We start from the raw sequence: 21,994 nt of genomic DNA, 5'->3' as shown, positions 1-21,994 counted from the left end.
ATTGATATGCGTTTAAATACTCTATCCCCAGCTGAAGGTTCTACCCACGCGCCAAAGCGCGTAGGTCGTGGCATCGGTTCAGGTTTGGGCAAGACGTGTGGCCGTGGTCACAAAGGTCAAAAGTCTCGTTCTGGTGGCAGTGTTAAGCCAGGATTTGAAGGCGGCCAGATGCCTCTACAAAGGCGTCTACCTAAGTTTGGTTTTACCTCGCGCAAAGCTGCATTTGTAGCTGAAGTGCGGTTAAGCGAATTGGCAAGTATGAATGTCGACGTGATTGACTTAGCGGCACTACAAGCTGCTGACGTGATCAACGATCGCATGAAAGATGCCAAAATCATTCTTAGTGGCGAGTTAACCCGGGCAGTTACTGTCAAAGGTTTGCGCGTAACTAAGGGCGCAGCAGCTGCTATTGAAGCAGCTGGCGGTAAGATCGAGGCATAGTATGGCAAAGCAAGGTAAGTCGCCAGCGGGCAATCAAGGTGGGTTAAGTGAGCTATGGTCTCGCTTGCGCTTCGTTCTGATCGCCATTTTGGTGTATCGTATCGGGGCACACATTCCAGTTCCTGGAATTAATCCGGACCGCCTTGCCGCTATGTTTGAGCAGAATCAAGGCACTATCCTCGCCATGTTTAACATGTTCTCGGGTGGTGCATTGGAGCGCATGAGTATCTTAGCCTTGGGCATTATGCCTTACATATCGGCTTCGATAATCATGCAGCTTATGACTGTGGTAAGCCCACAGTTAGAGCAGCTGAAGAAGGAAGGTGAAGCTGGTCGACGGAAAATAAGTCAATACACCCGCTACGGTACTGTGATATTAGCCACGGTACAGTCTTTAGCTATGGCGGTCGGTCTTGCTGGGCAAGGAATTGCTTTTAATGCAGACCTCAGCTTTTATTTCGTTGCAGTCATAACCTTGGTGTCGGGTGCAGTATTCTTAATGTGGCTTGGTGAGCAAGTGACAGAAAAGGGCATTGGTAACGGCATCTCAATACTCATCTTTGCAGGTATCGTTTCAGGTCTTCCTGGAGCGGTAGGACAATCGTTTGAGGCAGCCCGTCAGGGTGACTTAAACATTATCGCCCTGCTGGCAATCGCCGTACTGGCGCTCGCGACCATCGCATTTGTGGTGTTCATGGAGCGTGGTCAGCGTCGTATTACCGTTAATTATGCCAAGCGTCAGCAAGGTAATAAGGTATTCGCCGCTCAGTCCAGCCACTTGCCCTTGAAGGTGAATATGGCGGGGGTCATACCGCCAATTTTTGCATCGGCCATTTTAATACTACCGGCTTCAATCGGTCAGTGGTTTGGTCAAGCAGATAGCATGCAATGGGTGCAGGATATTTCCATGGCGCTAGCGCCGGGTCAGCCCCTTTATATACTTCTGTTTGCAGTAAGTATTGTGTTCTTTTGCTTCTTTTATACCGCATTGGTCTTTAACCCGAAAGACGTGGCGGATAACTTGAAGAAGTCTGGGGCTTTTATCCCAGGCATTCGCCCAGGTGAACAATCGGCGCGCTATATCGACACTGTATTGGGTCGGTTAACGTTATTTGGTGCACTTTACATTACCGCGGTTTCGCTAATGCCGCAGTTCTTAGTAATTGCATGGAATGTGCCTTTTTACTTTGGTGGTACATCATTGTTGATCGTTGTAGTTGTGGTCATGGATTTCATGTCCCAAGTGCAATCTCACTTAATGTCTAACCAGTACAGTTCCCTGATGAAGAAATCGAATTTAAAGGGTAATGGCGGTCTTTTAGGTTAAGCCCAATATTAGCCCCAGGAATTTAGGAGTTCGAAATGAAAGTACGTGCATCTGTAAAGAAAATGTGCCGAAACTGTAAAATCGTACGTCGCAGCGGTGTAGTTCGAGTGATCTGCAAAGTTGAACCACGTCATAAGCAACGCCAAGGCTAAGCTTGATTGACGTAGTAAGGTGGGGGGGTGTATAATTCGCCGCCTTCTGTGACGAAGAGAATAAAAAACGAAGCACTTTTTGAGTGCCTCGAACGGAGTAAATTGAATGGCTCGTATAGCTGGCGTCAATGTTCCAGACAATAAGCACACGGTTATCTCGTTGACTTATGTCTTTGGTATTGGCCGACCTACTGCTCAGCAGATCTGCGCCGACCTCAGTATTGAGGAAAGCACCAAGGTTCGTGATTTGAGCGAAGAGAAATTAGATGAGATTCGTAACGCCATTGCTACAATGAACGTCGAAGGCGATTTACGCCGCGAAATCTCAATGAATATTAAGCGATTGATGGACTTAGGTTGTTATCGTGGTGTACGTCATCGTCGTAGCTTACCGCTACGTGGTCAACGTACCAAGACTAACGCTCGGACCCGTAAAGGCCCGACTAAGCCAATTCGCAAATAAGCTAAGTACAGGATATCAACATGGCTAAGCCAGGTACTCGTACACGTAAAAAAGTTAAAAAGCAGGTAGCAGATGGCCTAGCGCACATCCACGCCTCTTTTAACAATACGATCGTTACTTTAACCGATCGCCAGGGCAATACACTGAGCTGGGCAACAGCTGGTGGTTCTGGTTTCCGTGGCTCTCGAAAGAGCACGCCTTTTGCCGCCCAGGTGGCTGCAGAGCGTGCTGGTAAAGCAGCAATGGAATTTGGATTGAAGAACATTGATGTATTTGTTAAAGGCCCAGGACCAGGACGTGAGTCTGCGGTTCGTGCTTTAAACGGTTGCGGCCTTAAGGTTGCCAACATTACAGATGTGACTCCAATTCCACATAATGGTTGTCGCCCGCCTAAAAAGCGTCGCGTATAAAGGGGTAGGATCAAATGGCAAGATATATTGGACCCGTTTGCAAGCTGTCTCGACGTGAAGGAACAGATTTGTTCCTTAAGAGCGGTGTGCGAGCATTAGATTCAAAATGTAAAGCTGATACCATTCCAGGTGTACACGGCGCACGCCGTAGCCGCCTGTCTGAGTTCGGCACACAGTTACGTGAAAAGCAAAAAGTTCGTCGTATGTATGGTGTTCTTGAGCGTCAATTCCGTAATTACTACAAAGAAGCGGATCGTCTTAAAGGCGCAACAGGTATTAACTTGTTGGGCTTGCTAGAGACGCGTTTAGATAACGTTGTTTACCGTATGGGCTTCGGCTCTACCCGTGCCGAAGCACGTCAAATTGTTTCTCATAAGAGCATTTTGGTTAACGGCCAGACAGTAAACATCCCAAGCTATAAAGTGGCTGAAGGTGACGTTATCTCCATCCGTGAAAAGGCAAAAGTGCAGTTGCGCATCAAAAGTGCTCTAGAGTTGGCCGCCCAGCGTGCCGCAGTAGAGTGGTGTGATGTAGATACTACTAAATTGGAAGGTACTTTTAAAAGTACACCCGAGCGTAGCGAGCTGCCTGCCGAAATTAATGAGCAATTGATTGTAGAACTTTACTCTAAGTAAACTCTTTTTTAATTGCCCCAGTGAAAGGTGAGTCCATGACTTCAACCAGCGATATTTTGACACCGCGTAACATCGAAGTGCAACGTGTAAGTGATACCCGCTCTAAGATTACTCTTGAGCCGTTAGAGCGTGGCTTTGGCCACACTTTAGGTAACGCTTTGCGTCGTATTTTACTGTCTTCAATGGCAGGCGCGGCAATCGTTGACGTAGAAATCGACGGTGTTGAGCATGAGTACAGCTCCATTGAGGGAGTGCAAGAAGACGTTATCGAAATCTTGCTTAACCTTAAGGGCGTTGCACTAACTATGCACACTGGCGATGAAGCAGTCCTAACCCTGACTAAACAGGGTCCTGGTACTGTAACTGCTGCCGACATCGCACTGAGCCACGACATTGAGGTGGCTAACCCAGACCATGTGATTGCCCATCTAAATACTGCAACCAAGCTAGTAATGCAGCTTACTGTGCGTGCCGGCGCTGGCTATGAGCCAGCCGACACTCGCGACTTTGGTGAAGATGAAACTCACGCCATTGGTAAGCTACAACTAGACGCTTCTTTCAGCCCTGTATTGCGTGTTGCATACGCGGTTGAAAGTGCGCGTGTAGAGCAGCGTACTAACTTGGACAAGCTAGTGATAGATCTAGAGACCAACGGTACTATAGATCCTGAAGAAGCAATCCGTAGCGCTGCTACTATTCTGCAACGTCAGATGGCAGTGTTTGTGGCTTTGGAAAACGACAACGAACCAGAAGCTAAGATTGATGAGCCGGAAATTGATCCGATTCTTCTACGTCCAGTAGACGATCTTGAGCTGACTGTACGTTCGGCCAACTGCCTAAAAGCAGAAAACTTAAACTTTATTGGTGATCTGATTCAGCGCACCGAAGTTGAGTTGCTTAAAACTCCGAACCTCGGTAAGAAGTCACTGACCGAAATTAAAGACGTACTAGCCTCTCGTGGCTTGTCACTTGGAATGCGTTTAGAAAACTGGCCACCGGCCATGTTGAAAGGCAACCAAGCATAACGTCTTAACCGGCTAAAAATTCAAACTTAGTTTGATAAGGAACTAACAAATGCGTCATCGTAAAAGTGGTCGTCATCTAAATCGTACCAGCTCTCATCGTAAGGCCATGTTCAAGAACATGTCTGTATCTTTGTTCGAGCACGAATTGATTAAAACCACCCTACCTAAAGCGAAGGAATTGCGTCGTGTGGCTGAGCCACTGATCACCCTTGCTAAGGAAGATAGCGTTGCTAACCGCCGTTTGGCCTTTGCTCGCACTCGTAGCAAAGAAGCAGTTGGCAAGCTGTTTAATGAACTGGGCCCTCGTTATGAGGCTCGTCCTGGTGGCTATATCCGCATTATGAAATGTGGCTTTCGCCCTGGTGATAATGCCCCTATGGCCTATGTAGAATTAGTTGATCGTCCTGTAACTAGCGACGAGTAACTTTCTACAGTATTAAAAACCCCAGCCTTGCGCTGGGTTTTTTTTGGCCGAAGTTATATCTAGGTATTAGGGTAAGTGCGTTGGTTAGCAAAGAATAAGCCAGAGATGCTTATGGAGATCAAGCAACTGATCCCCATAAGGTTGGCCCTAACGAAGCAACAAAGGTGCCAAAAATCGCCCCGTATGTGATGCAGGGTTAGCCGCAACTTCCTCTGGAGTGCCGGTAGCAATGATCTGCCCCCCTTTGTTGCCGCCTTCGGGGCCCAAATCCACAAGCCAATCTGCCGTTTTAATTACGTCTAGGTTATGTTCAATCACTACCACGGTATTGCCATGATCACGCAGGCGGTGTAGTACAACTAATAACTGTTGTATATCGGCGAAATGAAGACCTGTGGTGGGTTCGTCCAAAATGTATAAGGTTTGGCCAGTATCACGCTTTGATAGCTCACGGGATAGCTTAACCCGCTGGGCCTCACCACCAGAAAGGGTGGTAGCATTTTGGCCTAAACTAATGTAACTCAAGCCTACGTCCATTAAGGTTTTTAAACGGCGGTGAATCATCGGTACCGCCGCAAAAAACTCAACCGCTGTTTCCACAGTCATGCCTAATACTTCGGTAATATTTTTGCCTTTGTACTGGATTTCTAAGGTTTCCCGATTGTAGCGCTTGCCCTTACATACATCACAAGGTACATAAACATCTGGCAAGAAGTGCATTTCTACCTTGATCACGCCATCACCCTGACAAGCTTCACAGCGTCCGCCTTTGACATTAAAGCTAAAGCGGCCGGGTTTGTAGCCGCGGGAGCGAGACTCTTGAGTGCCAGCAAATAACTCACGAATGGGGGTGAATATGCCGGTATAGGTTGCCGGGTTGGAGCGAGGGGTGCGACCAATGGGGCTTTGGTCTATGTCCACTACCTTGTCCATTAGGTCTAAGCCTTCCACTTTATCATGGGCGGCTGCGACTAGAGTGGTGGCCTTGTTAAGTAGAGTGGCTGCTAATGGATACAGTGTAGCGTTGATGAGGGTCGACTTGCCTGAGCCCGAGACGCCGGTAATGCAAGTCATCAGGCCCGTTGGAATGGCCAGATTGACGTCTTGTAGGTTGTTGCCTCTGGCGCCTAATAGCTTGAGCCATTTATCCTTTTTAGCAGGGTTGCGTTTGCTGGGTACAGGGATGCACTTAACGCCACTGAGATACTGCCCCGTAAGTGAGTTTGGGTTAGCCATGACTTCTTCTGGTGTGCCTTGGGCAACAATGCGACCGCCGTGGACACCCGCGCCAGGGCCTATGTCGATCACATGGTCAGCAAGGCGCACAGCTTCTTCATCGTGCTCTACCACAATTACCGTGTTACCAAGGTCTCGCAGGTGGATAAGGGTTTTTAGCAGGCGTTCATTATCTCGTTGGTGCAATCCAATGGACGGTTCATCAAGGATATACATAACCCCCACCAAGCCAGCGCCAATTTGACTTGCAAGGCGAATACGTTGCGCTTCTCCACCAGAAAGAGTGTCAGCATTGCGGTCAAGGGTAAGGTAGTCTAATCCTACGTTTACCAGAAAGTCTAAGCGCAGGCGGATTTCTTTTAAGATCTTGTCTGCAATCTGACCTTGCTTGCCTGCTAATTTGAGGTTGGCAAAATAGTCTGCACTGGCTCCTACGGCTTTACTGGTGATTTGTGGCAGATTTAACCCGTCAATAAATACGTGACGAGCTTCTACCCGCAGCCGGCTACCATCGCAACTAGGGCAGGGTTGCATGTTGAGGTATTTGCCAAGATCTTCGCGCACCATGTTGGACTCGGTCTCGCGGTAACGCCTTTGCATGTTGTTAATAATGCCTTCAAAGGGGTGGTTACGGCTTATTTTGTCGCCGCGATCATTAATGTAGTTAAATTCAACGGACACTTTTCCTGTGCCGTAAAGAATGAGTTTTTGTACATCATCTGACAACCCATTCCATGCCGTATCCATGCTAAAGCTATAGTGTTTAGCCATGGCGCTGAGCAGGCCGTAGTAATATATAGAGCGTCGATCCCAGCCTCGAATAGCGCCTTCAGACAAACTGTTGGCTGGTTGCTGTACCACTTTTCCTGCATCAAAGAATTGACGAATGCCAAGACCATCACAGGTTTGGCAAGCACCGGAAGGACTGTTGAAGCTAAATAAGCGTGGTTCTAATTCTGCAATAGAGTGGCCACAGGTGGGACACGCAAAACGTGATGAAAAAATCATCTCTTGGGCTGCCGGGTCGTCCATTGAAGCGACTTTGGCGATGCCATCTGTCAAGTTTAGTGCGGTTTCAAAAGACTCAGCCAAACGTAACTGCAAACCTTGCTTGACCTTAAAGCGATCGATGACAACTTCTATAGTGTGTTTTTTGTTCTTTTCTAAATCAGGAGTGTCGTCTAAGTCACATAGAGTTCCATCAATACGAGCACGTATATAACCTTGGCTACGTAGCTCGTCTAGGGTATGTAAGTGCTCACCTTTACGGTTTTGTACCACTGGAGCAAGGAGCATTAAGCGCTGATCGGCTTCTTGGGCTAATACCTGATCCACCATTTGGCTCACAGTTTGCGCAGCGAGTGGAAGATCATGATCTGGGCAGCGGGGTTCTCCAGCGCGGGCAAATAGTAACCGCAGGTAATCGTAGATCTCAGTAATGGTACCAACGGTAGAGCGTGGGTTGTGTGAAGTAGATTTTTGCTCAATGGAAATAGCCGGAGAAAGGCCTTCAATATGATCAATGTCGGGCTTTTCCATTATCGACAGGAACTGTCTTGCGTAAGTCGATAACGATTCTACATAACGCCTTTGGCCTTCTGCATAGAGGGTGTCGAAGGCCAAAGAAGATTTGCCAGAACCAGAAAGACCTGTAATGACAACGAGCTTGTCGCGCGGAATATCTATGTCTATGTTCTTTAAATTGTGGGTGCGCGCGCCGCGTACTATTATAGTATCCATGGATCAATCCGCTAAGGGGCAAACCAGCCATTATAGGCATAACCTCAGCCCTATAACAGCATTTAAAGACGGTCTCGACAGAGCGCAGTAAAATAAGAGGTTTAGGCTTTGAATAATGGCAACATAAGGCCTATAATTTTCACCCAATTTACGATAATTGGACACTTTTAGTGTGCTAACACATACAGCAACTCATTACTCATACATCAGGAGAAAATCATGGCACGAGGCGTCAATAAAGTTATATTAGTAGGTAACGTGGGCGGTGACCCAGAAACAAAATACATGCCTAGCGGCGGTGCGGTAACAAACCTGAGCATAGCGACATCAGAATCTTGGAAAGACAAGCAAACAGGCCAACCCCAAGAGCGCACAGAATGGCACCGAGTGGTATTTTTTAACCGTTTGGCAGAAATTGCTAGCGAATACGTACGTAAAGGTTCAAAGATTTATGTTGAAGGCTCTTTGCGCACACGTCAGTGGGAGCAGGATGGCGTAAAGCGCTACAGCACTGAAATAGTGGCCTCTGAAATGCAAATGTTAGATAGCCGCCAAGGTGGTGCGCAAGATGGCGCTAACGCGGGTGGTTTTGCGCCTAATCAAGGTGGCCAAGGTCAGCAGCAAAATCACAACCAGCAAGCGCCACAGGGTCGTCCACAACAGCAGCAGCAGCCTTACCAGCAGCAACCTCCAGCGCAGCAGCAACCACAAGCCCAGCAACAGCAGCAAGCAGGTGGGTTTGATGATGGTTTTGATGATGATATTCCGTTTTAATAGAAGCTTGATGAATTTCAATTAAGTGTTACATTACAAGCCTCTGATCCTAGGGGCTTTTTTTGTTTTTATTAGACATCTTAATGTACGCAGTGTGTGAACGTCTCTACTAGAGGTAAGTCTATGTTGTTCAAATTGTTTGTGCCTTTTGCTTTTGGTTATTTTTTATCGTTTCTATATCGTGTTGTTAACGTGGCTATCGCACCCGATTTGGTGCAAGAATTTGGTTTAAACGCTAACCAAATGGGCCTGGTGAGTAGCGCCTATTTATTAACCTTCGCATTATGCCAGTTGCCCTTAGGGTTATTGCTAGACCGTTATGAGAGTCGCAAGGTTAGCGCAGCTTTATTGTTAGTTGCGGCATTGGGCTCGCTAGTATTTGCCTCTGCAGATTCTGCCGTGGAATTGTTAATAGGACGCGGGCTTATTGGTATTGGTGTATCGGCTTGCTTAATGGCGGCATTTACTGCCTACGCCAACCTTTTGCCCTCAGAAAAATTACCCTTAGTGAACGGTCTGCAGTTGATGGCTGGTGGCTTAGGTGTGATCTCAGCATCAACCCCTGTGCAGTGGTTTTTAACTTGGGGTGATTGGAGGCTGCTATTCCAAGGTATGGCTGTGGCTTCTATTTTAGCTAGTGTGTTAGTTTATAGCCTAGTGCCAAAGTACGAAATCAGCTCAAAGGGACAGAATTTAAAGCAGCAGCTAGTAGAGCTATGGCAGGTGATTAAAAGCCCCAGCTTCTACCAGATGGCCCCTCTATCTGTAGCCACTCAAGGCGTTTTTGGCGCTTTTGTTGGTTTGTGGTCCGGTTATTGGTTGCGAGATTATTTGGCGTTATCTAATACTGAGGCAGCGCAAATAATTCTCACCATGGCTGTTGCTATGACGGCCGGTTTTGTTGTACTGGGTTGGCTTGCAGCAAGTTTACACCGCTTGGGTATTAGCGGCTATGTGGTCAGTGTTTCAGGCATGCTGGTGTATATGGTCAGCCAGTGGGTGATTATCCATGAATGGAGTGAATGGCATCATTTATGGTGGGGGTTGAGTGGGTTTTTTGGTACTTCAGGGGTGCTTATGTACGCTTATTTATCTCAATCGGTGCCTAAAAGTTTAGTAGGGCGTATTAATACCAGCTTAAATTTGTGTGTATTTATAGTCGCTTTTGGCTGTCAGTGGGGCCTAGGTATAGTGATTAACCTATGGCCTGCAGATGCTGTGGGTGTCTACCCACAAACGGCATACGCCACAGCGTGGATATGGGCGTTAGGTCTTCAGCTAATAGCGTTAATTTGGTTTTTTTATAACGCCATCCTGGGCAAGTTGCGTTAAATCTGCAGCGGATAATCCCAACAACTCACTCAAAACTTGGTGGTTGTGGCTGCCCAATTCTGGCCCAGGCCAGCGTGTGGAACCAGGGGTTTTGTCGAGTTTTGGCAAAATGGCTGGGATCTTTAGTGCTTCTCCGTTTATCTCGACACTTTCGAATAAACCTCGGGCATTAAAGTGCTCGTCATTTACCATGTCTTCTACGTTATAAATTGGCCCACCTGGCACTCTATTTATATCTAGGATTTGAAGGATGCTGGTGGAATCATTTTCTGCACACCAAACAGACAGGGCTTGGTCTATTTTAGCCTCATGTTTTACCCGTCCTGCATTGGAAGACAGACCGGGGTCCTGTGCCATTTCTGGGCACCCTGCAGCGGTCATTAACCGCTGAAAAATTGAATCACCATTACCCCCAATTACCACGTACTTGCCGTCTAAACAGCGGTAAGTGTTGGTGGGGACAATACCAGTGACTGTGCTGCCAGAAGGTTGTCGAATAACATTGGCACTATCGTATTCGGGAACCACCGCCTCCATTAAATTAAACATAGATTCGTACAAAGCCACATCCACTACTTGGCCTGTACCGCTGTTTTTTTGTTCAAGCAGCGCTAAACAGATCCCTAGTGCGGCATGAATGCCAGAAATGGTGTCACCAATGCTTAGATTTGGCCTTACGGGTGCTTGTTCTGGGTGACCGTTTACGTAACGAAAACCACTAATGCCTTCACACACAGAGGCAAAACCTGGTTTGCTGGCATAGGGGCCTGTTTGGCCATAACCAGAGATACGAGCATAAACGAGTTTTGAGTTTGATTGTTTGAATTCATCGGGTCCAATACCCCAATTTTCTACCACCCCTGGGCGAAAGTTTTCTATCACAATATCGGCAGAATTAATCAGTTGTTTCACTAAGGCAATGCCGGCTTTGGTTTTCAGGTCTATAGTGACTGATTTCTTATTTCTAGCTAATGAATACCACCATAACGAGGTGCCATCTTTCATTTGACGCCAATTGCGAATGGGGTCACCTCCATTTGGAGACTCAATTTTAATGACTTCAGCGCCAAAATAACCCAGCATGCAGCCTGCAAAAGGGCCAGCAAGTAACTGCCCTAGTTCAATGACCCGATAGCCTGATAAGGGCCCATTAGAATCCATAACTAGCCCTCATTTATTTCTTCCAATAGTTGCTGGCACCACGCATTAACACGCTGGTCTGTGAGTTCGTGTTGACCGTCTTCATCTACAGCCAAGCCTATAAAGTGGCTGCTATCAGCAGTGGCCGCTTTGGACACTTCGTACTCGTAACCAGTGGTTGGCCAGTAACCAATTGCAGTGGCACCAAGGCCAAGGCATTTGTCATGTAATAGCCCCATAGCGTCTTGGTACCATTCGGGGTAACCAACTTGGTCGCCACATCCAAAGAAAGCCATTTGTATGCCTGTTAGGTCTAATGCGTCTATCTCTTCCCAGATATCTTCCCAATCAGCTTGGAGTTCACCGTAGTCCCAGGTGGGGATGCCGCAAATGACGGTCTCGTACCCTATCATTAGACTTACAGAATCATCAGCTACGTTGTAGATGTCAACTTTATCAGAACCCAAGATGTCACGAATTTGGTCGGCAATGTCTTCCGTATTGCCTGTGGTAGAACCAAAAAATAGTGCAATCGCCATGGTATAAATCTCAAAATAGCTTTAAGGATAAGTATAGGTGTAAATGCAGATATCAACCTAGGTATTCTAAAATAACCTAGGAACTATTCTGAATTCTAAGCCATTTACTTGGCAGGTTGAATAGCTGTAGGTAAAGTGGTGTGGCTTTCCACAGCATTAGTGGCGATTTTATGGCCTGGGGTAACTCAGGCCATTTTTTTATGTACAGAAGTACATTATGCCACGGTAGTATGGATGCCAAAGAACGGCTCGAGTTGAATGTTAATGGAAAAGTTCCAATACCCTATGGGCTGTTTAAAGTTTAGTCTAAAATTCTATGCCGCGTTGGGCTTTAATGCCATTTCTAAAGGCATGTTTAACATCTTTTACTTCGCTCACAGTGTCACATACTGCCATAAGCCCATCTGGCGCACCTCGGCCAGTGACGACAAGGTTCATACTTACTGGGCGTTCAAGTATCGCTTGTGTCACCTTTTCTAGGTCTAGCCAGCCGTGGTTAAACATATAGGTGAGCTCATCTAAAATTAAAAAATGGATGTTAGGGTCTGCTAGTAAGGATGCGGCTAGTGTCCACGCCTTCTCTGCAGCGGCTTTATCTGCATCTTGGTTTTGAGTTTCCCACGTAAATCCAGCACCCATAGCATGGTATGATACGTTGGTTAGTTGACTAAAGAACAACTCTTCGCCGCATTCCCAATCGCCCTTTATAAACTGCACCACTGCGCAATTATGGCCATATCCTAAGCTACGTGCCAGCATGCCAAAGGCGGAACTGCTTTTGCCCTTGCCGTTACCGGTGAGTAATACAGATACGCCTTGTTCTTTATCGGCTTGAGCAATTTTCTTGTCGATTTGCTGCTTAACTTTGCTCATACGTTGTTGGTGTTTTTCATTACTAACAGGTTTTTTCATGGTTACTATCCTCAATATATGCCGCAGTGTACCCATAGGTGCACTAGTCGACAAGGCGTATATTCTAAGATTGATTTAAGAGAGTCGCTTTTAAGTATTAAAGGGCAAAGGATCACTATAAACTGTGGCACATATCAATGACATAAACTTCACGGATACCTGCCATGACGTCTCCCGTAGCATTACGACAGCTGTTTTTAGGTGGTGCTCGATCAGGCAAAAGTGGCCTAGCTGAGCAAGCGGCGATGGATAGTGGCTTAGAGGTGGTCTACGTGGCTACGGCGGAAGTGAATCATAGTGATGAACAAGGCAGCATGATCCACAGAGTGTCTATGCATAAACAACGCAGGCCAAGTCATTGGCGCTTAGTTGAAGAGCCCTTAGCGCTCAGTAAGACCCTGTTTGAGTTAGATCAAACTCCTTGTTGCGTGCTGGTAGATTGCCTAACACTATGGCTTAGTAACCATCTATGCGGGCCTTCTAGGGACCTTGATGCCACATTGGATCAGTTAATAATGCAGGTGAGCAACACGCGTCACCACCTGATCTTAGTAAGCAACGAAGTGGGTTCGGGCATTGTGCCTATGGGTGAGTTAAGCCGTCAATTTCAGGACTATTCGGGGCTGATGAATCAGCGCCTAGCGCAGATATGTGATGAGGTGACTTTGGCTGTAGCTGGATTACCATTAAATTTAAAAAATAAACCTACACATTAACCAGAAGTAATAATTATTATGACTCTTGAATGGATTAATCAGCCGTTAGCAGCACTTGACAATAACGCCAAAGAGCACGGCATAGAGCGCCAAGGACAACTGACCAAACCGCCAGGATCTTTAGGTAGTTTAGAAACCATGGCGGTGCGTTTGTGCGCTATGCAGGGTGTAGATAAACCTAGTGTAGATAATGCTCAAGTAGTAGTTTTTGCGGCTGATCATGGTGTTGCTGCAGAAGGCGTATCTGCTTTTCCTCAAGTGGTGACTGGAGAGATGGTAAAGAATTTCTCCCGTGGTAGAGCCGCTATATGTGCCCTAGCACGACAAAATAACGCCAAGTTTGAGGTGGTAAATTTAGGCACTATAGTGGATTTGTCAGTGATGGAAAATATTGTAGATAATACCGTTATGCCAGGCACTTCTAATTTTGCTCAACAAGCGGCGATGACGCTAGCGCAGCTTTCCCAAGCCATGGCTGCAGGTAAGGCCGCAGTAGATCGTGCAGTGGCCAATAAGGCCACACTCTTTATCGGTGGTGACATGGGTATAGCCAATACCTCAGCAGCCACCGCATTGACTGCATGGGCCACAAGCCAAAGTGTCGCCAGTTTGGTAGGCCCTGGCACTGGTTTAGATGCGCAAGGTGTTTCCCATAAAAGCCAGGTGATAGAGTTGGCATTGGCAAAACATGCTGCTGCCATGACCAGTCCACTGGAAGCGCTGCGCCATGTTGGTGGTTTAGAAATTGCAGCTTTAACGGCGGCTTACCTTCGTGCAGCACAAGTGGGTATGGCCATTTTGGTGGATGGGTTTATTACCACGTCGGCTGCTATCTTAGCCGCCAAAATTCAACCACAAATAGCTGATTGGATGTTCTTTGCACACGCATCTGCGGAACCAGGTCACCAAACTATGATGGCCTCATTGGGTGCAGACACTATTCTTGATTTAGGTATGCGGCTAGGTGAAGGTAGTGGCGCTGGTGTTGCTTTGTCTATACTTAAGAGTGCTTGTGTCACCCATAACGAAATGGCCACCTTTGCAGAAGCTGCTGTTTCTGAAAAGTCGGCCTAACGGCTGCTGATCTGCCATGAGAATTAGCTTGTTGCGCCACGGTAAAACTGAGGCAGACGGTATTTATCGTGGCCACACGGATGTAGCTTTAACTGCTCACGGATTAGCCCAAATGCAGCAGGCTTATGCTGGTTTTTCTTTACCGATAGATTACCTAGTAAGTTCTCAGTTACAACGATGCGCACAATTTGCAGAATTAATTGCGCCTAAGGAGCAACTAGATGAGCGCTTTCAAGAAATATCCTTTGGAGACTGGGACGGAAAATCCCGTGCTGAAATATGGCACAAACAGCCTGAAGCTGTAAGTGCATTTTGGAACAACCCGATGGAAAGCTCGCCACCTAATGGCGAATCAGTTTCGCAATTACAATCAAGGTCTATGGAGGCACTTCATGAGCACGTTGCATGCGCTATTACGCAAAAATGTGAACACATGCTGCTTGTCACTCATGGCGGGGTTATTAGAGCTATCTTAGGTTCTGTTTTACACATGGGTCCTAAAGGGTTGTTTAATTTAAATCTTCCCTATGGCGGCGTAGCTCACTTACATGTGGCGTGTTTTGATGATGCTCGCGGCCAGCCCGACTATCAACTCAGCGTAGACTTTACCGCCAAGCAGGACTTTGTATGATCATTAAGCAACACTATCATGCGTTAATACTCGCTTTTCAGTTCTTAACCCGTATCCCCGTGTATCGCGTATTTTTCATTGCTAATACCACACCATCATCACAAGTGGCAGGTAAAGCGTTGCTCTATTATCCAATCGTAGGCGTGGTCATCGGTGGCTGTTTGGTTTTGTTACCAGTGATGCTAAATTGTTTTGCAGTGGTCGTAAGCCCACAAATGCAGGCGGGTTTGGTGCTGGTACTTTGGGTATGGGTTACTGGTGGATTACATTTAGATGGCTTGGCCGATAGCGCCGATGCTTGGCTTGGCGGTTTTGGTGATAAACAACGTACCTTAGATTTGATGAAAGACCCAACCTGTGGCCCCAGCGCTGTGGTGGTTTTAGTATTGGTGTTATTACTTAAGTGGTTGGCATTAAGTGAGGTGATTGCACATCTTCAAACATTAGCACATTTGTGGTGGTTGGTGCTGGTATTAGTGCCTGTGTTGGCAAGGTTTCAGGTCATGTTATTAGTTGCACACACGCCTTATGTTAGAGGCCTAGGTTTGGGCACAGAGCTTAAAAACCAAGCGCAGGCAAGGTGGATTTGGTTTTGGTTCTCGTCATTAGGTGTATTCATGTTGTATCAGAACCTCTGGTTATCATTAACCATATTGCTAACTGTTGGCCTTGGTTATAGTCTTATGCGCCGTCTGATGATGCAGCGTATTAATGGTTGGACTGGCGATACGGCGGGTGCAAGCATTGAAGTCATTGAGCTACTGTTGCTATTAGTATTGTCTATGTATCTGTATTTGTAAGCGGTTATTAACAGTGCAATAACTTGAATTCCATTCATCTTTAACGTAAAGCTTTCATCCAACGTCTGGCCCCAAACTGACATAATAGAGTCTCCTCTATTTCTTATGTCAACGCTGGAGCCTACTTTGATTGGTCGCTATTCCTTTGAGTTTTTCCCACCTAAATCCAGTGTTAGTAGTTTGGCCTTGGATACCTGTCTTGCAGGGCTCGAGTCTTGGCAACCTGAATTCAGTTCAATGACATATGGTGCGGGTGGTTCGAGCCAGGCTGAGAGTTTTAGCGCCGTTCGGCGGTTACAAAAACGTGGTCATGTTGCTGCTGCCCACATTACCGCAGTGGGTGCGAGTGCAGCCGAAGTGAATCAAGCAGCTCAAGCATTTGCTGGAGCTGGAGTAGATCACCTAGTTGCCCTGCGTGGCGACAGCCTTAATGGGGCGTTCATTCCTCATCCACAAGGCTATTCCTACGGCGCCGATTTAGTGTCAGGGCTGCGGCACTGGTTTGATGGGACCATCTCTGTAGCAGCCTATCCAGAGACTCACCCTGAAGCCAGCAGCGCTAGTGCAGATATAGGGCATTTGGCGGCTAAGGTAGGGGCTGGAGCTAGCCAGATTATGACGCAGTATTGCTATGATACAGATGCCTTACTTGGGTTTGCCGATAGTATTCGTGGGTACGCTATTGATGTGCCTATAGTGGTTGGCATTATGCCTATTCACGATATTCAGGCTATTCAACGCTTTTCAGCTCGTTGCGGCGCTACGGTGCCAACGAAGATAGTGGCACAATTTGAGCGACTAAGTGACTCCAATGATCAATTTCAATTGGCCTTAGAAATTGCCTTAAAACAAATTGACCGATTGGCTGACCAAGGGCTTGATCAAGTGCATTTATATACTTTAAATCGACCCCAGTGGGTGCAAGGAATTTTGCACGCCCTCACTCAATCTGGATTAGCTAAAAGTGCGTAAACACCATGCATAAGGTATACTGCGCGGCTTAATTATTTGTATTGCAGATTAGCCGTACTATGGAACCAAAAGCCAAACCAAAAGCGGTCGTTATCTATTCTGGTGGAATGGATTCCTACACCGTATTACACCTCGCTCTGCAACAAGGTTACAAGGTTTACGCAGTGTCGTTTAACTATGGGCAACGCCATAGTAAAGAGTTAGATGTGGCTGTAAAAGTTTGCGCAGATTTAGGGGTCTCTCATAAGCTGGTGGACATTACCGCTATTAATCAGTTGTTGCAGGGATCTTCCCTTACCTCCACAGAAATTGATATTCCCACGGGCGAATACGAAGAAGACAACATGAAGTCTACTGTGGTGCCTAACCGCAATATGATCTTATTGTCCTTAGCCATCGGTTACGCCGTGTCGTTGGGGTCTACGGAAGTGTTTTATGGTGCCCATTCCGGTGACCATGATATTTACCCAGACTGCCGACCTGAATTTGTGGACGCTATGAACATTGTCTCTTCTATTGCCAACTATGATGATGTACAAATTATTAGCCCCTTCTTGCACCAAACTAAACTAACTATTCTTGAAGTAGGCTTAAACATGGGCTTAGATTATGGCCAAACGTGGACCTGTTACCTAGGCCAAGAAAAAGCCTGTGGTAAATGTGGCTCTTGTGTAGAACGTTTAGAAGCGTTTGCTAAAGTGGGCCTTACAGACCCCGTGCGCTACGAGACGCTGTGATGTTGTATTCCGTTAAAGAAATCTTTTACACCCTGCAAGGGGAAGGCCGGCAAGCAGGGCGACCTGCTGTGTTTTGCCGTTTTGCTGGCTGTAACTTGTGGACGGGTAGCGAAGCTCGCCGTGGTGCTAGCATTTGTGACTTTTGCGACACAGATTTTGTCGGTGTAGATGGCATGTTAGGTGGCCGCTATTCGGCGCAAGAGCTGGCTCAATTAATTGCTAGCTGCTGGCCAGAAGGTATGCCAGGCCATCCACTTGTGGTACTCACAGGTGGTGAACCCATGTTGCAGGTAAACGAAATTTTGGTGCATGTATTACATGATCAAGGGTTTGAAATCGCCATAGAAACCAATGGCACTTTGCCAGTACCTGCTAGTATAGATTGGATTTGTGTAAGTCCTAAAGGCAGTTCCAAAATAGTGCAAACCAAAGGTCATGAGCTTAAACTGGTATACCCGCAGCGTTTGGCGATGCCTGAACAGTTCATTGATTTTGATTTTGAAAATCACTACCTACAACCGTTAGATAAGTCGTATATTGCAACCTCTAACGACGACGATAACTACGTGCAACAAACCATCGATTATTGTTTGCAGCATCCGCAATGGCGTTTGAGTTTGCAAACTCACAAAATTACAGGCATCCGTTAATGGAAATATACAAAGACTTTAGTTTTGATTCAGCTCACGTTTTGCCTAACGTACCAGCAGGACATAAGTGTGGGCGTCTGCATGGCCACACCTTTCAGTTGCGTATTGTTGTTTCTGGCCCCGTGGGTGAAACAACAGGCTGGATCATGGATTTTGGCGATATTAAACAAATATTTAAGCCACTGTACGAACAGTTAGACCATCACTATTTGAACGACATCAAAGGCCTAGAAAACCCTACCAGTGAAGTTATGGTGCAGTGGATTTGGCAGCAGCTTAAACCTCTATTGCCTCAGCTTTCACGCTTAGAGTTGAAAGAAACCTGTACTTCTGGCTGCGTTTATATAGGCTTATAACCCATGGCTATAGATGGTTTGACTAATAGCGACATCAAACATATACGGGATCAGGTAAAAACCGTTGCTGTGGTGGGTTTGTCCCCCAAACCCCATCGCGCAAGTCATCAAGTTGCCTTGTATTTGCAGCACCAAGGTTATCAAGTGATCCCAGTAAACCCGCTACATCAAAAAATATTAGGTTTAACCTGCTACTCAAGCCTTGCGTCTATCCCCTTTGACGTGGATATGGTGGATTGTTTCCGTGCCTGCGAGGCTATGCCTGCCTTGGCTGATGAGGTCGTTGCTAAAGGTGCTAAGGTGATGTGGATGCAGTTAGGTATTTACCATGCCGACGCAGCAGCTAAAGCAAGGGCTGCAGGTATTACTGTGGTGATGGACCGCTGCCCAAAAATTGAGTTTCGTAAGTTTAATTAACCACAATCAATTGTGCTGCACCGCCCTACTATATGCCCATCAAACAAACTCACATTTATAGATAGCCACGAATTGGCTGTTGGTAAATTTTAATTTTCTAAAAATTGCGGTGGAGTTTTCTAACCCGCCGACTCGGCTTCCCTAATACGTTCCAACCTGTTTTGTTCTTCAATAAACGCCTGTTTGATTTCTTCCAGAACGGTATCGACGTCAGCTGATTCAGTATCTTCTTCAAAGTGCCCAGTCAGTTGGGTGTTGGGTTGTAGCTCGCCCGCTTCAAATAAAGCCCACATTTCTGGGGCATAACGGGTGTTGCTTAGTTGGGGTGCATATTGGGCATAGTAGTTAGTAATGTTTTCTACATCGCGCTGGTGCATGCTTTGTGCATTATTATTTGCGGCTGCATCCACAGCTTGTGGCAGGTCTATAATAACCGGGCCATGATCGTCTACCAGCACGTTAAACGGCGAAAGGTCTCCATGAACTAAACCTGCGCACAGCATGCGCATAATGTCGTGCATAAGGGTTTCATGGTCTGCTAGTGCTTGTTCTTCAGTCATGGACACATCGTTTAGGCGAGGGGCTACGTCGCCATCGCCATAGGTAATTAGCTCCATCAATAACACACCATCAAAACAACCATATGGTTTGGGTACACGAACACCAATGTCGGCCAGCTTGTACAGTGCAGATACCTCGGCAGATTGCCACACTTCTTCCTGTTGCTCGCGGCCAAATTTTGAGCCTTTGCCCATGGCGCGGCTTCTGCGGCTGTTGCGAACTTTTCGCCCTTCCTGGTAGGTGACTGCCTGCTTAAACGCTCGTTTTTCAGGTGCTTTGTAAATTTTTGCACAACGGATTTCAGATCCACAGCGCACTACAAAGACATCGGCTTCTTTGCCACTCATTAAGGCGCGGATCACTTCGTCTACTAAACCGTTTTCGACCAGTGGAAGTATTCGTTTTGGAATTTTCATAGCGCTATTGTACATGAGTTAAATGGGGATGGAATACAGAATGTGCGCACGTTATGTGCTTAATTTGCTTAGCTGTATTCCATCAACAGTGAAGTTGTCGGCGGCCAGCCAGCGCTCATATTCTGCCTGTATGGCAGGCCACTGTGTATCAAGTATAGAAAACCACGCGGTGTCTCTATTACGGCCTTTGTAGACCGCAGCTTGCTTAAATAGGCCGTCAAAGCTAAAGCCTAGGCGTCGGGCGGCTTTCTTGGAATGTAAGTTTAAATTATCACACTTCCATTCATAACGACGGTAGCCCAAATCAAAGGCGTTTTTCATCATTAAGTACATGGCTTCTGTGGCCGCTGTGGTTGCCTGCAGGGCGGGGGAGTAATTAATGTGGCCCACCTCAATAACACCCGCTGCTGGCTGAATGCGTAAATAGGTTGCTATGCCCACAGCTTTGCCGCTAGAAGTGCTGATGATGGCGTAAAACAGAGGGTCCTGGATTGCACTATGGTCGGTTAACCACTGTTTAAGTTCGGTTTGGGTGGTGAAGGGGCCATAAGGTAAATAAGTCCAAATGCGGTCTTCTGTGTCAGCACTATAGGCCTGCCATAAGTCTTCACCATGGCGTGTTGCATCAAGAGCCTCTAATCGGCAATAGGCACCCACCATAGTTTTGTTGGCTGGCTTTGGACAGGTGTTCCAAGTGGGCAACGAAGAGCCAATTTCTTGGCCTAGAGAATTGTGACGGGTAGACATAAACACACCTGCATAATAGAAAGTTGTGTAATATTAGGTGATCTTTGGAAAAAAACAAATGACTTTAATGTTGATCCAATACATTGGCTAAAAATGCCTCTGTGAAGTGACTTATAAAGGCATAGGGAAACGGTGCCCTAAATCGCCACTATCGGGTATAATGCGGCCATAATTCTGCACTAACTTGCGCGACCGCTTTCCGGTACAACATAATGTTTGAAATCAATCCCTACATCCAAGCCATGAAAGACCTTGCTGAGCGCACACATGTGCTTAGGGGGTATCTTTGACTATGTTGGTAAACAAGAACGTTTAGTTGAAGTAGAACGTGAGCTTGAGCAACCAGATGTATGGAATGATGCCGAACGAGCCCAGGCTTTAGGTAAAGAACGCTCATTGCTTGAAGGGGTGGTGAATACCATCGACACCATGGACAGCGGCTTAGTAGATGCTCGAGAATTACTTGATCTGGCTGTTGAAGAAAACGACGAAGACACCCTAAACGAGGTTCAGCCTGAACTAGATGCGTTAACGACTAGTTTAGAGAAGCTGGAGTTTAGGCGCATGTTCTCTGGTGAAATGGATCCGAATGCTGCCTTCTTAGATATTCAATCAGGCTCTGGCGGCACTGAAGCTCAGGATTGGGCCAGTATTATTTTGCGTATGTACCTGCGTTGGGGCGAGCAAAAAGGGTTTAAAGTAGAGCTTATGGAAGTAAGTGACGGTGATGTTGCAGGCATCAAAAGTGCCACCATCCGTTTTGAAGGTGACTATGCCTTTGGCTGGTTACGCACAGAAACTGGCGTACACCGGTTAGTGCGTAAGTCTCCGTTTGATTCTAGCAGCCGACGCCATACTTCGTTTGCTTCGGTATTTGTATCTCCAGAAATTGACGACAACATCGACATCGAAATTAATCCAGCAGACTTGCGGGTAGATACCTACCGTGCCAGTGGCGCCGGTGGTCAGCATGTTAACAAGACTGATTCTGCCGTCCGTTTAACCCACGCTCCTTCGGGTATTGTGGTGCAGTGTCAGAATCAGCGCTCGCAACACCAAAACCGTGATTCGGCTATGAAACAGTTACGTGCTAAATTGTACGAGCAAGAAATGCTTAAGCGTCAAGAAGCCTCCCAAGCTTTAGAAGACACTAAATCTGACATTGGCTGGGGTAGCCAGATCCGTTCCTATGTGCTGGATGATCAGCGCATTAAAGACCTCCGCACCAACGTACAAACCGGTGGTTGTGATAAAGTGTTGGATGGTGACTTAGACCAGTTCATTGTTGCCAGCCTGAAAGCTGGTTTGTAAGCGCAGGTTTGTCATAAAAGCCAATACACAGTTAACAACCTAGTAAAGAACATTAC

General features: G+C 46.7%; 26 protein-coding genes. 20 read left to right on the top strand and 6 right to left on the bottom strand.

Annotated elements, in window-relative coordinates:
• The first annotated feature begins 6 nt into the window (after positions 1 to 6).
• From rplO to rplQ, 8 genes are all read left to right on the top strand, one after another.
• On the top strand, positions 7 to 441 hold the full coding sequence (gene rplO / locus ABXT70_RS11705) for a 50S ribosomal protein L15 (RefSeq protein WP_046483947.1): 435 nt from the start codon (positions 7 to 9) through the stop codon (positions 439 to 441).
• Position 442: 1 nt separating this feature from the next.
• Positions 443 to 1,768 carry a preprotein translocase subunit SecY gene (secY, locus tag ABXT70_RS11700; protein WP_443640669.1) on the top strand — a complete coding sequence of 442 codons (1,326 nt, stop codon included), beginning with the start codon at positions 443 to 445 and terminating at the stop codon, positions 1,766 to 1,768.
• 35 nt (positions 1,769 to 1,803) lie between these two features.
• Positions 1,804 to 1,920, top strand: coding sequence for a 50S ribosomal protein L36 (gene rpmJ / locus ABXT70_RS11695; RefSeq protein ID WP_443627979.1), 117 nt, complete (start codon positions 1,804 to 1,806; stop codon positions 1,918 to 1,920).
• A gap of 106 nt (positions 1,921 to 2,026) precedes the next feature.
• Complete coding sequence (rpsM, locus tag ABXT70_RS11690) at positions 2,027 to 2,383, top strand: 30S ribosomal protein S13 (RefSeq protein WP_443640668.1); 357 nt, start codon at positions 2,027 to 2,029, stop codon at positions 2,381 to 2,383.
• A 20-nt stretch (positions 2,384 to 2,403) separates the two neighbouring features.
• The gene (rpsK, locus tag ABXT70_RS11685; RefSeq protein ID WP_046483944.1) at positions 2,404 to 2,793 is read left to right on the top strand and encodes a 30S ribosomal protein S11; all 390 of its coding nucleotides are present in this window, start codon (positions 2,404 to 2,406) and stop codon (positions 2,791 to 2,793) included.
• 14 nt (positions 2,794 to 2,807) lie between these two features.
• Positions 2,808 to 3,428, top strand: a complete 621-nt coding sequence (gene rpsD / locus ABXT70_RS11680; protein WP_443640667.1) for a 30S ribosomal protein S4 — start codon at positions 2,808 to 2,810, stop codon at positions 3,426 to 3,428.
• A 35-nt stretch (positions 3,429 to 3,463) separates the two neighbouring features.
• Positions 3,464 to 4,453 (top strand): DNA-directed RNA polymerase subunit alpha, encoded by a 990-nt coding sequence (locus ABXT70_RS11675; protein ID WP_443640666.1) that lies wholly within the window; start codon positions 3,464 to 3,466, stop codon positions 4,451 to 4,453.
• A 49-nt stretch (positions 4,454 to 4,502) separates the two neighbouring features.
• Positions 4,503 to 4,877: a 50S ribosomal protein L17 gene (gene rplQ / locus ABXT70_RS11670; protein ID WP_443627975.1), complete on the top strand. Its 375-nt coding sequence runs from the start codon at positions 4,503 to 4,505 to the stop codon at positions 4,875 to 4,877.
• Positions 4,878 to 5,024: 147 nt separating this feature from the next.
• Here the strand turns inward: rplQ and uvrA are convergent, their stop codons facing one another.
• On the bottom strand, positions 5,025 to 7,853 hold the full coding sequence (gene uvrA, locus ABXT70_RS11665; RefSeq protein WP_443640665.1) for an excinuclease ABC subunit UvrA: 2,829 nt from the start codon (positions 7,851 to 7,853) through the stop codon (positions 5,025 to 5,027).
• A gap of 219 nt (positions 7,854 to 8,072) precedes the next feature.
• Here uvrA and ssb point away from each other — a divergent pair, with 219 nt between their 5' ends.
• Complete coding sequence (ssb, locus tag ABXT70_RS11660; RefSeq protein ID WP_443640664.1) at positions 8,073 to 8,627, top strand: single-stranded DNA-binding protein; 555 nt, start codon at positions 8,073 to 8,075, stop codon at positions 8,625 to 8,627.
• 123 nt (positions 8,628 to 8,750) lie between these two features.
• On the top strand, positions 8,751 to 9,959 hold the full coding sequence (locus ABXT70_RS11655) for an MFS transporter (protein ID WP_443640663.1): 1,209 nt from the start codon (positions 8,751 to 8,753) through the stop codon (positions 9,957 to 9,959).
• On the opposite strand, the gene ABXT70_RS11650 is transcribed toward ABXT70_RS11655, so the two are convergent.
• The 3 genes from ABXT70_RS11650 to cobO form a co-directional block, all read right to left on the bottom strand.
• On the bottom strand, positions 9,915 to 11,120 hold the full coding sequence (locus ABXT70_RS11650) for a CaiB/BaiF CoA transferase family protein (RefSeq protein ID WP_443640662.1): 1,206 nt from the start codon (positions 11,118 to 11,120) through the stop codon (positions 9,915 to 9,917). The genes ABXT70_RS11655 and ABXT70_RS11650 overlap by 45 nt on opposite strands.
• 2 nt (positions 11,121 to 11,122) lie before the next feature.
• On the bottom strand, positions 11,123 to 11,638 hold the full coding sequence (gene fldB / locus ABXT70_RS11645; RefSeq protein WP_443640661.1) for a flavodoxin FldB: 516 nt from the start codon (positions 11,636 to 11,638) through the stop codon (positions 11,123 to 11,125).
• Positions 11,639 to 11,944: 306 nt separating this feature from the next.
• On the bottom strand, positions 11,945 to 12,550 hold the full coding sequence (gene cobO / locus ABXT70_RS11640; RefSeq protein ID WP_443640660.1) for a cob(I)yrinic acid a,c-diamide adenosyltransferase: 606 nt from the start codon (positions 12,548 to 12,550) through the stop codon (positions 11,945 to 11,947).
• A 164-nt stretch (positions 12,551 to 12,714) separates the two neighbouring features.
• On the opposite strand from cobO, the gene cobU reads away from it, so the two are divergent.
• The 9 genes from cobU to ABXT70_RS11595 all read left to right on the top strand — a co-directional run bounded on the left by cobU (position 12,715) and on the right by ABXT70_RS11595 (position 18,903).
• Complete coding sequence (cobU, locus tag ABXT70_RS11635) at positions 12,715 to 13,266, top strand: bifunctional adenosylcobinamide kinase/adenosylcobinamide-phosphate guanylyltransferase (protein WP_443640659.1); 552 nt, start codon at positions 12,715 to 12,717, stop codon at positions 13,264 to 13,266.
• Positions 13,267 to 13,284: 18 nt separating this feature from the next.
• Positions 13,285 to 14,340, top strand: coding sequence for a nicotinate-nucleotide--dimethylbenzimidazole phosphoribosyltransferase (cobT, locus tag ABXT70_RS11630; protein WP_443640658.1), 1,056 nt, complete (start codon positions 13,285 to 13,287; stop codon positions 14,338 to 14,340).
• A 16-nt stretch (positions 14,341 to 14,356) separates the two neighbouring features.
• Positions 14,357 to 14,971, top strand: coding sequence for a histidine phosphatase family protein (locus tag ABXT70_RS11625; protein ID WP_443640657.1), 615 nt, complete (start codon positions 14,357 to 14,359; stop codon positions 14,969 to 14,971).
• Positions 14,968 to 15,771, top strand: coding sequence for an adenosylcobinamide-GDP ribazoletransferase (locus ABXT70_RS11620; RefSeq protein WP_443640656.1), 804 nt, complete (start codon positions 14,968 to 14,970; stop codon positions 15,769 to 15,771). Before ABXT70_RS11625 ends, ABXT70_RS11620 begins: the two co-directional genes overlap by 4 nt.
• Before the next feature lie 126 nt (positions 15,772 to 15,897).
• Entirely contained in the window at positions 15,898 to 16,743 is an 846-nt protein-coding gene (locus tag ABXT70_RS11615; protein ID WP_443640655.1) for a methylenetetrahydrofolate reductase, read from the top strand.
• A 59-nt stretch (positions 16,744 to 16,802) separates the two neighbouring features.
• The gene (queC, locus tag ABXT70_RS11610; RefSeq protein ID WP_443640654.1) at positions 16,803 to 17,480 is read left to right on the top strand and encodes a 7-cyano-7-deazaguanine synthase QueC; all 678 of its coding nucleotides are present in this window, start codon (positions 16,803 to 16,805) and stop codon (positions 17,478 to 17,480) included.
• Positions 17,480 to 18,130 carry a 7-carboxy-7-deazaguanine synthase gene (gene queE, locus ABXT70_RS11605; RefSeq protein ID WP_443640653.1) on the top strand — a complete coding sequence of 217 codons (651 nt, stop codon included), beginning with the start codon at positions 17,480 to 17,482 and terminating at the stop codon, positions 18,128 to 18,130. The genes queC and queE overlap by 1 nt, the downstream gene beginning before the upstream one ends.
• Positions 18,130 to 18,486, top strand: a complete 357-nt coding sequence (queD, locus tag ABXT70_RS11600) for a 6-carboxytetrahydropterin synthase QueD (protein ID WP_443640652.1) — start codon at positions 18,130 to 18,132, stop codon at positions 18,484 to 18,486. The genes queE and queD overlap by 1 nt, the downstream gene beginning before the upstream one ends.
• A gap of 3 nt (positions 18,487 to 18,489) precedes the next feature.
• The gene (locus ABXT70_RS11595) at positions 18,490 to 18,903 is read left to right on the top strand and encodes a CoA-binding protein (protein ID WP_443640651.1); all 414 of its coding nucleotides are present in this window, start codon (positions 18,490 to 18,492) and stop codon (positions 18,901 to 18,903) included.
• A gap of 119 nt (positions 18,904 to 19,022) precedes the next feature.
• On the opposite strand, the gene ABXT70_RS11590 is transcribed toward ABXT70_RS11595, so the two are convergent.
• Together ABXT70_RS11590 and ABXT70_RS11585 are read right to left on the bottom strand one after the other, a co-directional pair.
• Positions 19,023 to 19,880 (bottom strand): PA4780 family RIO1-like protein kinase, encoded by an 858-nt coding sequence (locus ABXT70_RS11590; RefSeq protein WP_443640650.1) that lies wholly within the window; start codon positions 19,878 to 19,880, stop codon positions 19,023 to 19,025.
• A gap of 51 nt (positions 19,881 to 19,931) precedes the next feature.
• Positions 19,932 to 20,627: a GNAT family N-acetyltransferase gene (locus ABXT70_RS11585; RefSeq protein WP_443640649.1), complete on the bottom strand. Its 696-nt coding sequence runs from the start codon at positions 20,625 to 20,627 to the stop codon at positions 19,932 to 19,934.
• Between the two features lie 212 nt (positions 20,628 to 20,839).
• Here ABXT70_RS11585 and prfB point away from each other — a divergent pair.
• A protein-coding gene (prfB, locus tag ABXT70_RS11580; protein WP_443640648.1) for a peptide chain release factor 2 occupies positions 20,840 to 21,938 on the top strand; the annotation gives its coding sequence in 2 pieces (ribosomal slippage) (positions 20,840 to 20,914 and positions 20,916 to 21,938; 1,098 coding nt in all).
• Positions 21,939 to 21,994: the final 56 nt, after the last annotated feature.

It is taken from the genome of Candidatus Njordibacter sp. Uisw_039, from assembly GCF_047730075.1.
Classification (GTDB): Bacteria; Pseudomonadota; Gammaproteobacteria; order Pseudomonadales; family Balneatricaceae; genus Njordibacter.
This window is presented reverse-complemented; position numbering and strand designations above follow the sequence as displayed.

Coding starts and splice junctions, on each gene's coding strand:
- fldB (WP_443640661.1), bottom strand. CDS start 11,638: ATGGCGATTGCACTATTTTTTGGTTCTACCACAGGCAATACGGAAGAC.
- ABXT70_RS11625 (WP_443640657.1), top strand. CDS start 14,357: ATGAGAATTAGCTTGTTGCGCCACGGTAAAACTGAGGCAGACGGTATT.
- ABXT70_RS11620 (WP_443640656.1), top strand. CDS start 14,968: ATGATCATTAAGCAACACTATCATGCGTTAATACTCGCTTTTCAGTTC.
- ABXT70_RS11595 (WP_443640651.1), top strand. CDS start 18,490: ATGGCTATAGATGGTTTGACTAATAGCGACATCAAACATATACGGGAT.
- queE (WP_443640653.1), top strand. CDS start 17,480: ATGTTGTATTCCGTTAAAGAAATCTTTTACACCCTGCAAGGGGAAGGC.
- ABXT70_RS11590 (WP_443640650.1), bottom strand. CDS start 19,880: ATGAAAATTCCAAAACGAATACTTCCACTGGTCGAAAACGGTTTAGTA.
- rplO (WP_046483947.1), top strand. CDS start 7: ATGCGTTTAAATACTCTATCCCCAGCTGAAGGTTCTACCCACGCGCCA.
- ssb (WP_443640664.1), top strand. CDS start 8,073: ATGGCACGAGGCGTCAATAAAGTTATATTAGTAGGTAACGTGGGCGGT.
- rpmJ (WP_443627979.1), top strand. CDS start 1,804: ATGAAAGTACGTGCATCTGTAAAGAAAATGTGCCGAAACTGTAAAATC.
- ABXT70_RS11655 (WP_443640663.1), top strand. CDS start 8,751: ATGTTGTTCAAATTGTTTGTGCCTTTTGCTTTTGGTTATTTTTTATCG.
- rpsD (WP_443640667.1), top strand. CDS start 2,808: ATGGCAAGATATATTGGACCCGTTTGCAAGCTGTCTCGACGTGAAGGA.
- ABXT70_RS11585 (WP_443640649.1), bottom strand. CDS start 20,627: ATGTCTACCCGTCACAATTCTCTAGGCCAAGAAATTGGCTCTTCGTTG.
- cobT (WP_443640658.1), top strand. CDS start 13,285: ATGACTCTTGAATGGATTAATCAGCCGTTAGCAGCACTTGACAATAAC.
- uvrA (WP_443640665.1), bottom strand. CDS start 7,853: ATGGATACTATAATAGTACGCGGCGCGCGCACCCACAATTTAAAGAAC.
- rpsM (WP_443640668.1), top strand. CDS start 2,027: ATGGCTCGTATAGCTGGCGTCAATGTTCCAGACAATAAGCACACGGTT.
- queC (WP_443640654.1), top strand. CDS start 16,803: ATGGAACCAAAAGCCAAACCAAAAGCGGTCGTTATCTATTCTGGTGGA.
- cobU (WP_443640659.1), top strand. CDS start 12,715: ATGACGTCTCCCGTAGCATTACGACAGCTGTTTTTAGGTGGTGCTCGA.
- ABXT70_RS11675 (WP_443640666.1), top strand. CDS start 3,464: ATGACTTCAACCAGCGATATTTTGACACCGCGTAACATCGAAGTGCAA.
- rpsK (WP_046483944.1), top strand. CDS start 2,404: ATGGCTAAGCCAGGTACTCGTACACGTAAAAAAGTTAAAAAGCAGGTA.
- queD (WP_443640652.1), top strand. CDS start 18,130: ATGGAAATATACAAAGACTTTAGTTTTGATTCAGCTCACGTTTTGCCT.
- ABXT70_RS11650 (WP_443640662.1), bottom strand. CDS start 11,120: ATGGATTCTAATGGGCCCTTATCAGGCTATCGGGTCATTGAACTAGGG.
- cobO (WP_443640660.1), bottom strand. CDS start 12,550: ATGAAAAAACCTGTTAGTAATGAAAAACACCAACAACGTATGAGCAAA.
- secY (WP_443640669.1), top strand. CDS start 443: ATGGCAAAGCAAGGTAAGTCGCCAGCGGGCAATCAAGGTGGGTTAAGT.
- rplQ (WP_443627975.1), top strand. CDS start 4,503: ATGCGTCATCGTAAAAGTGGTCGTCATCTAAATCGTACCAGCTCTCAT.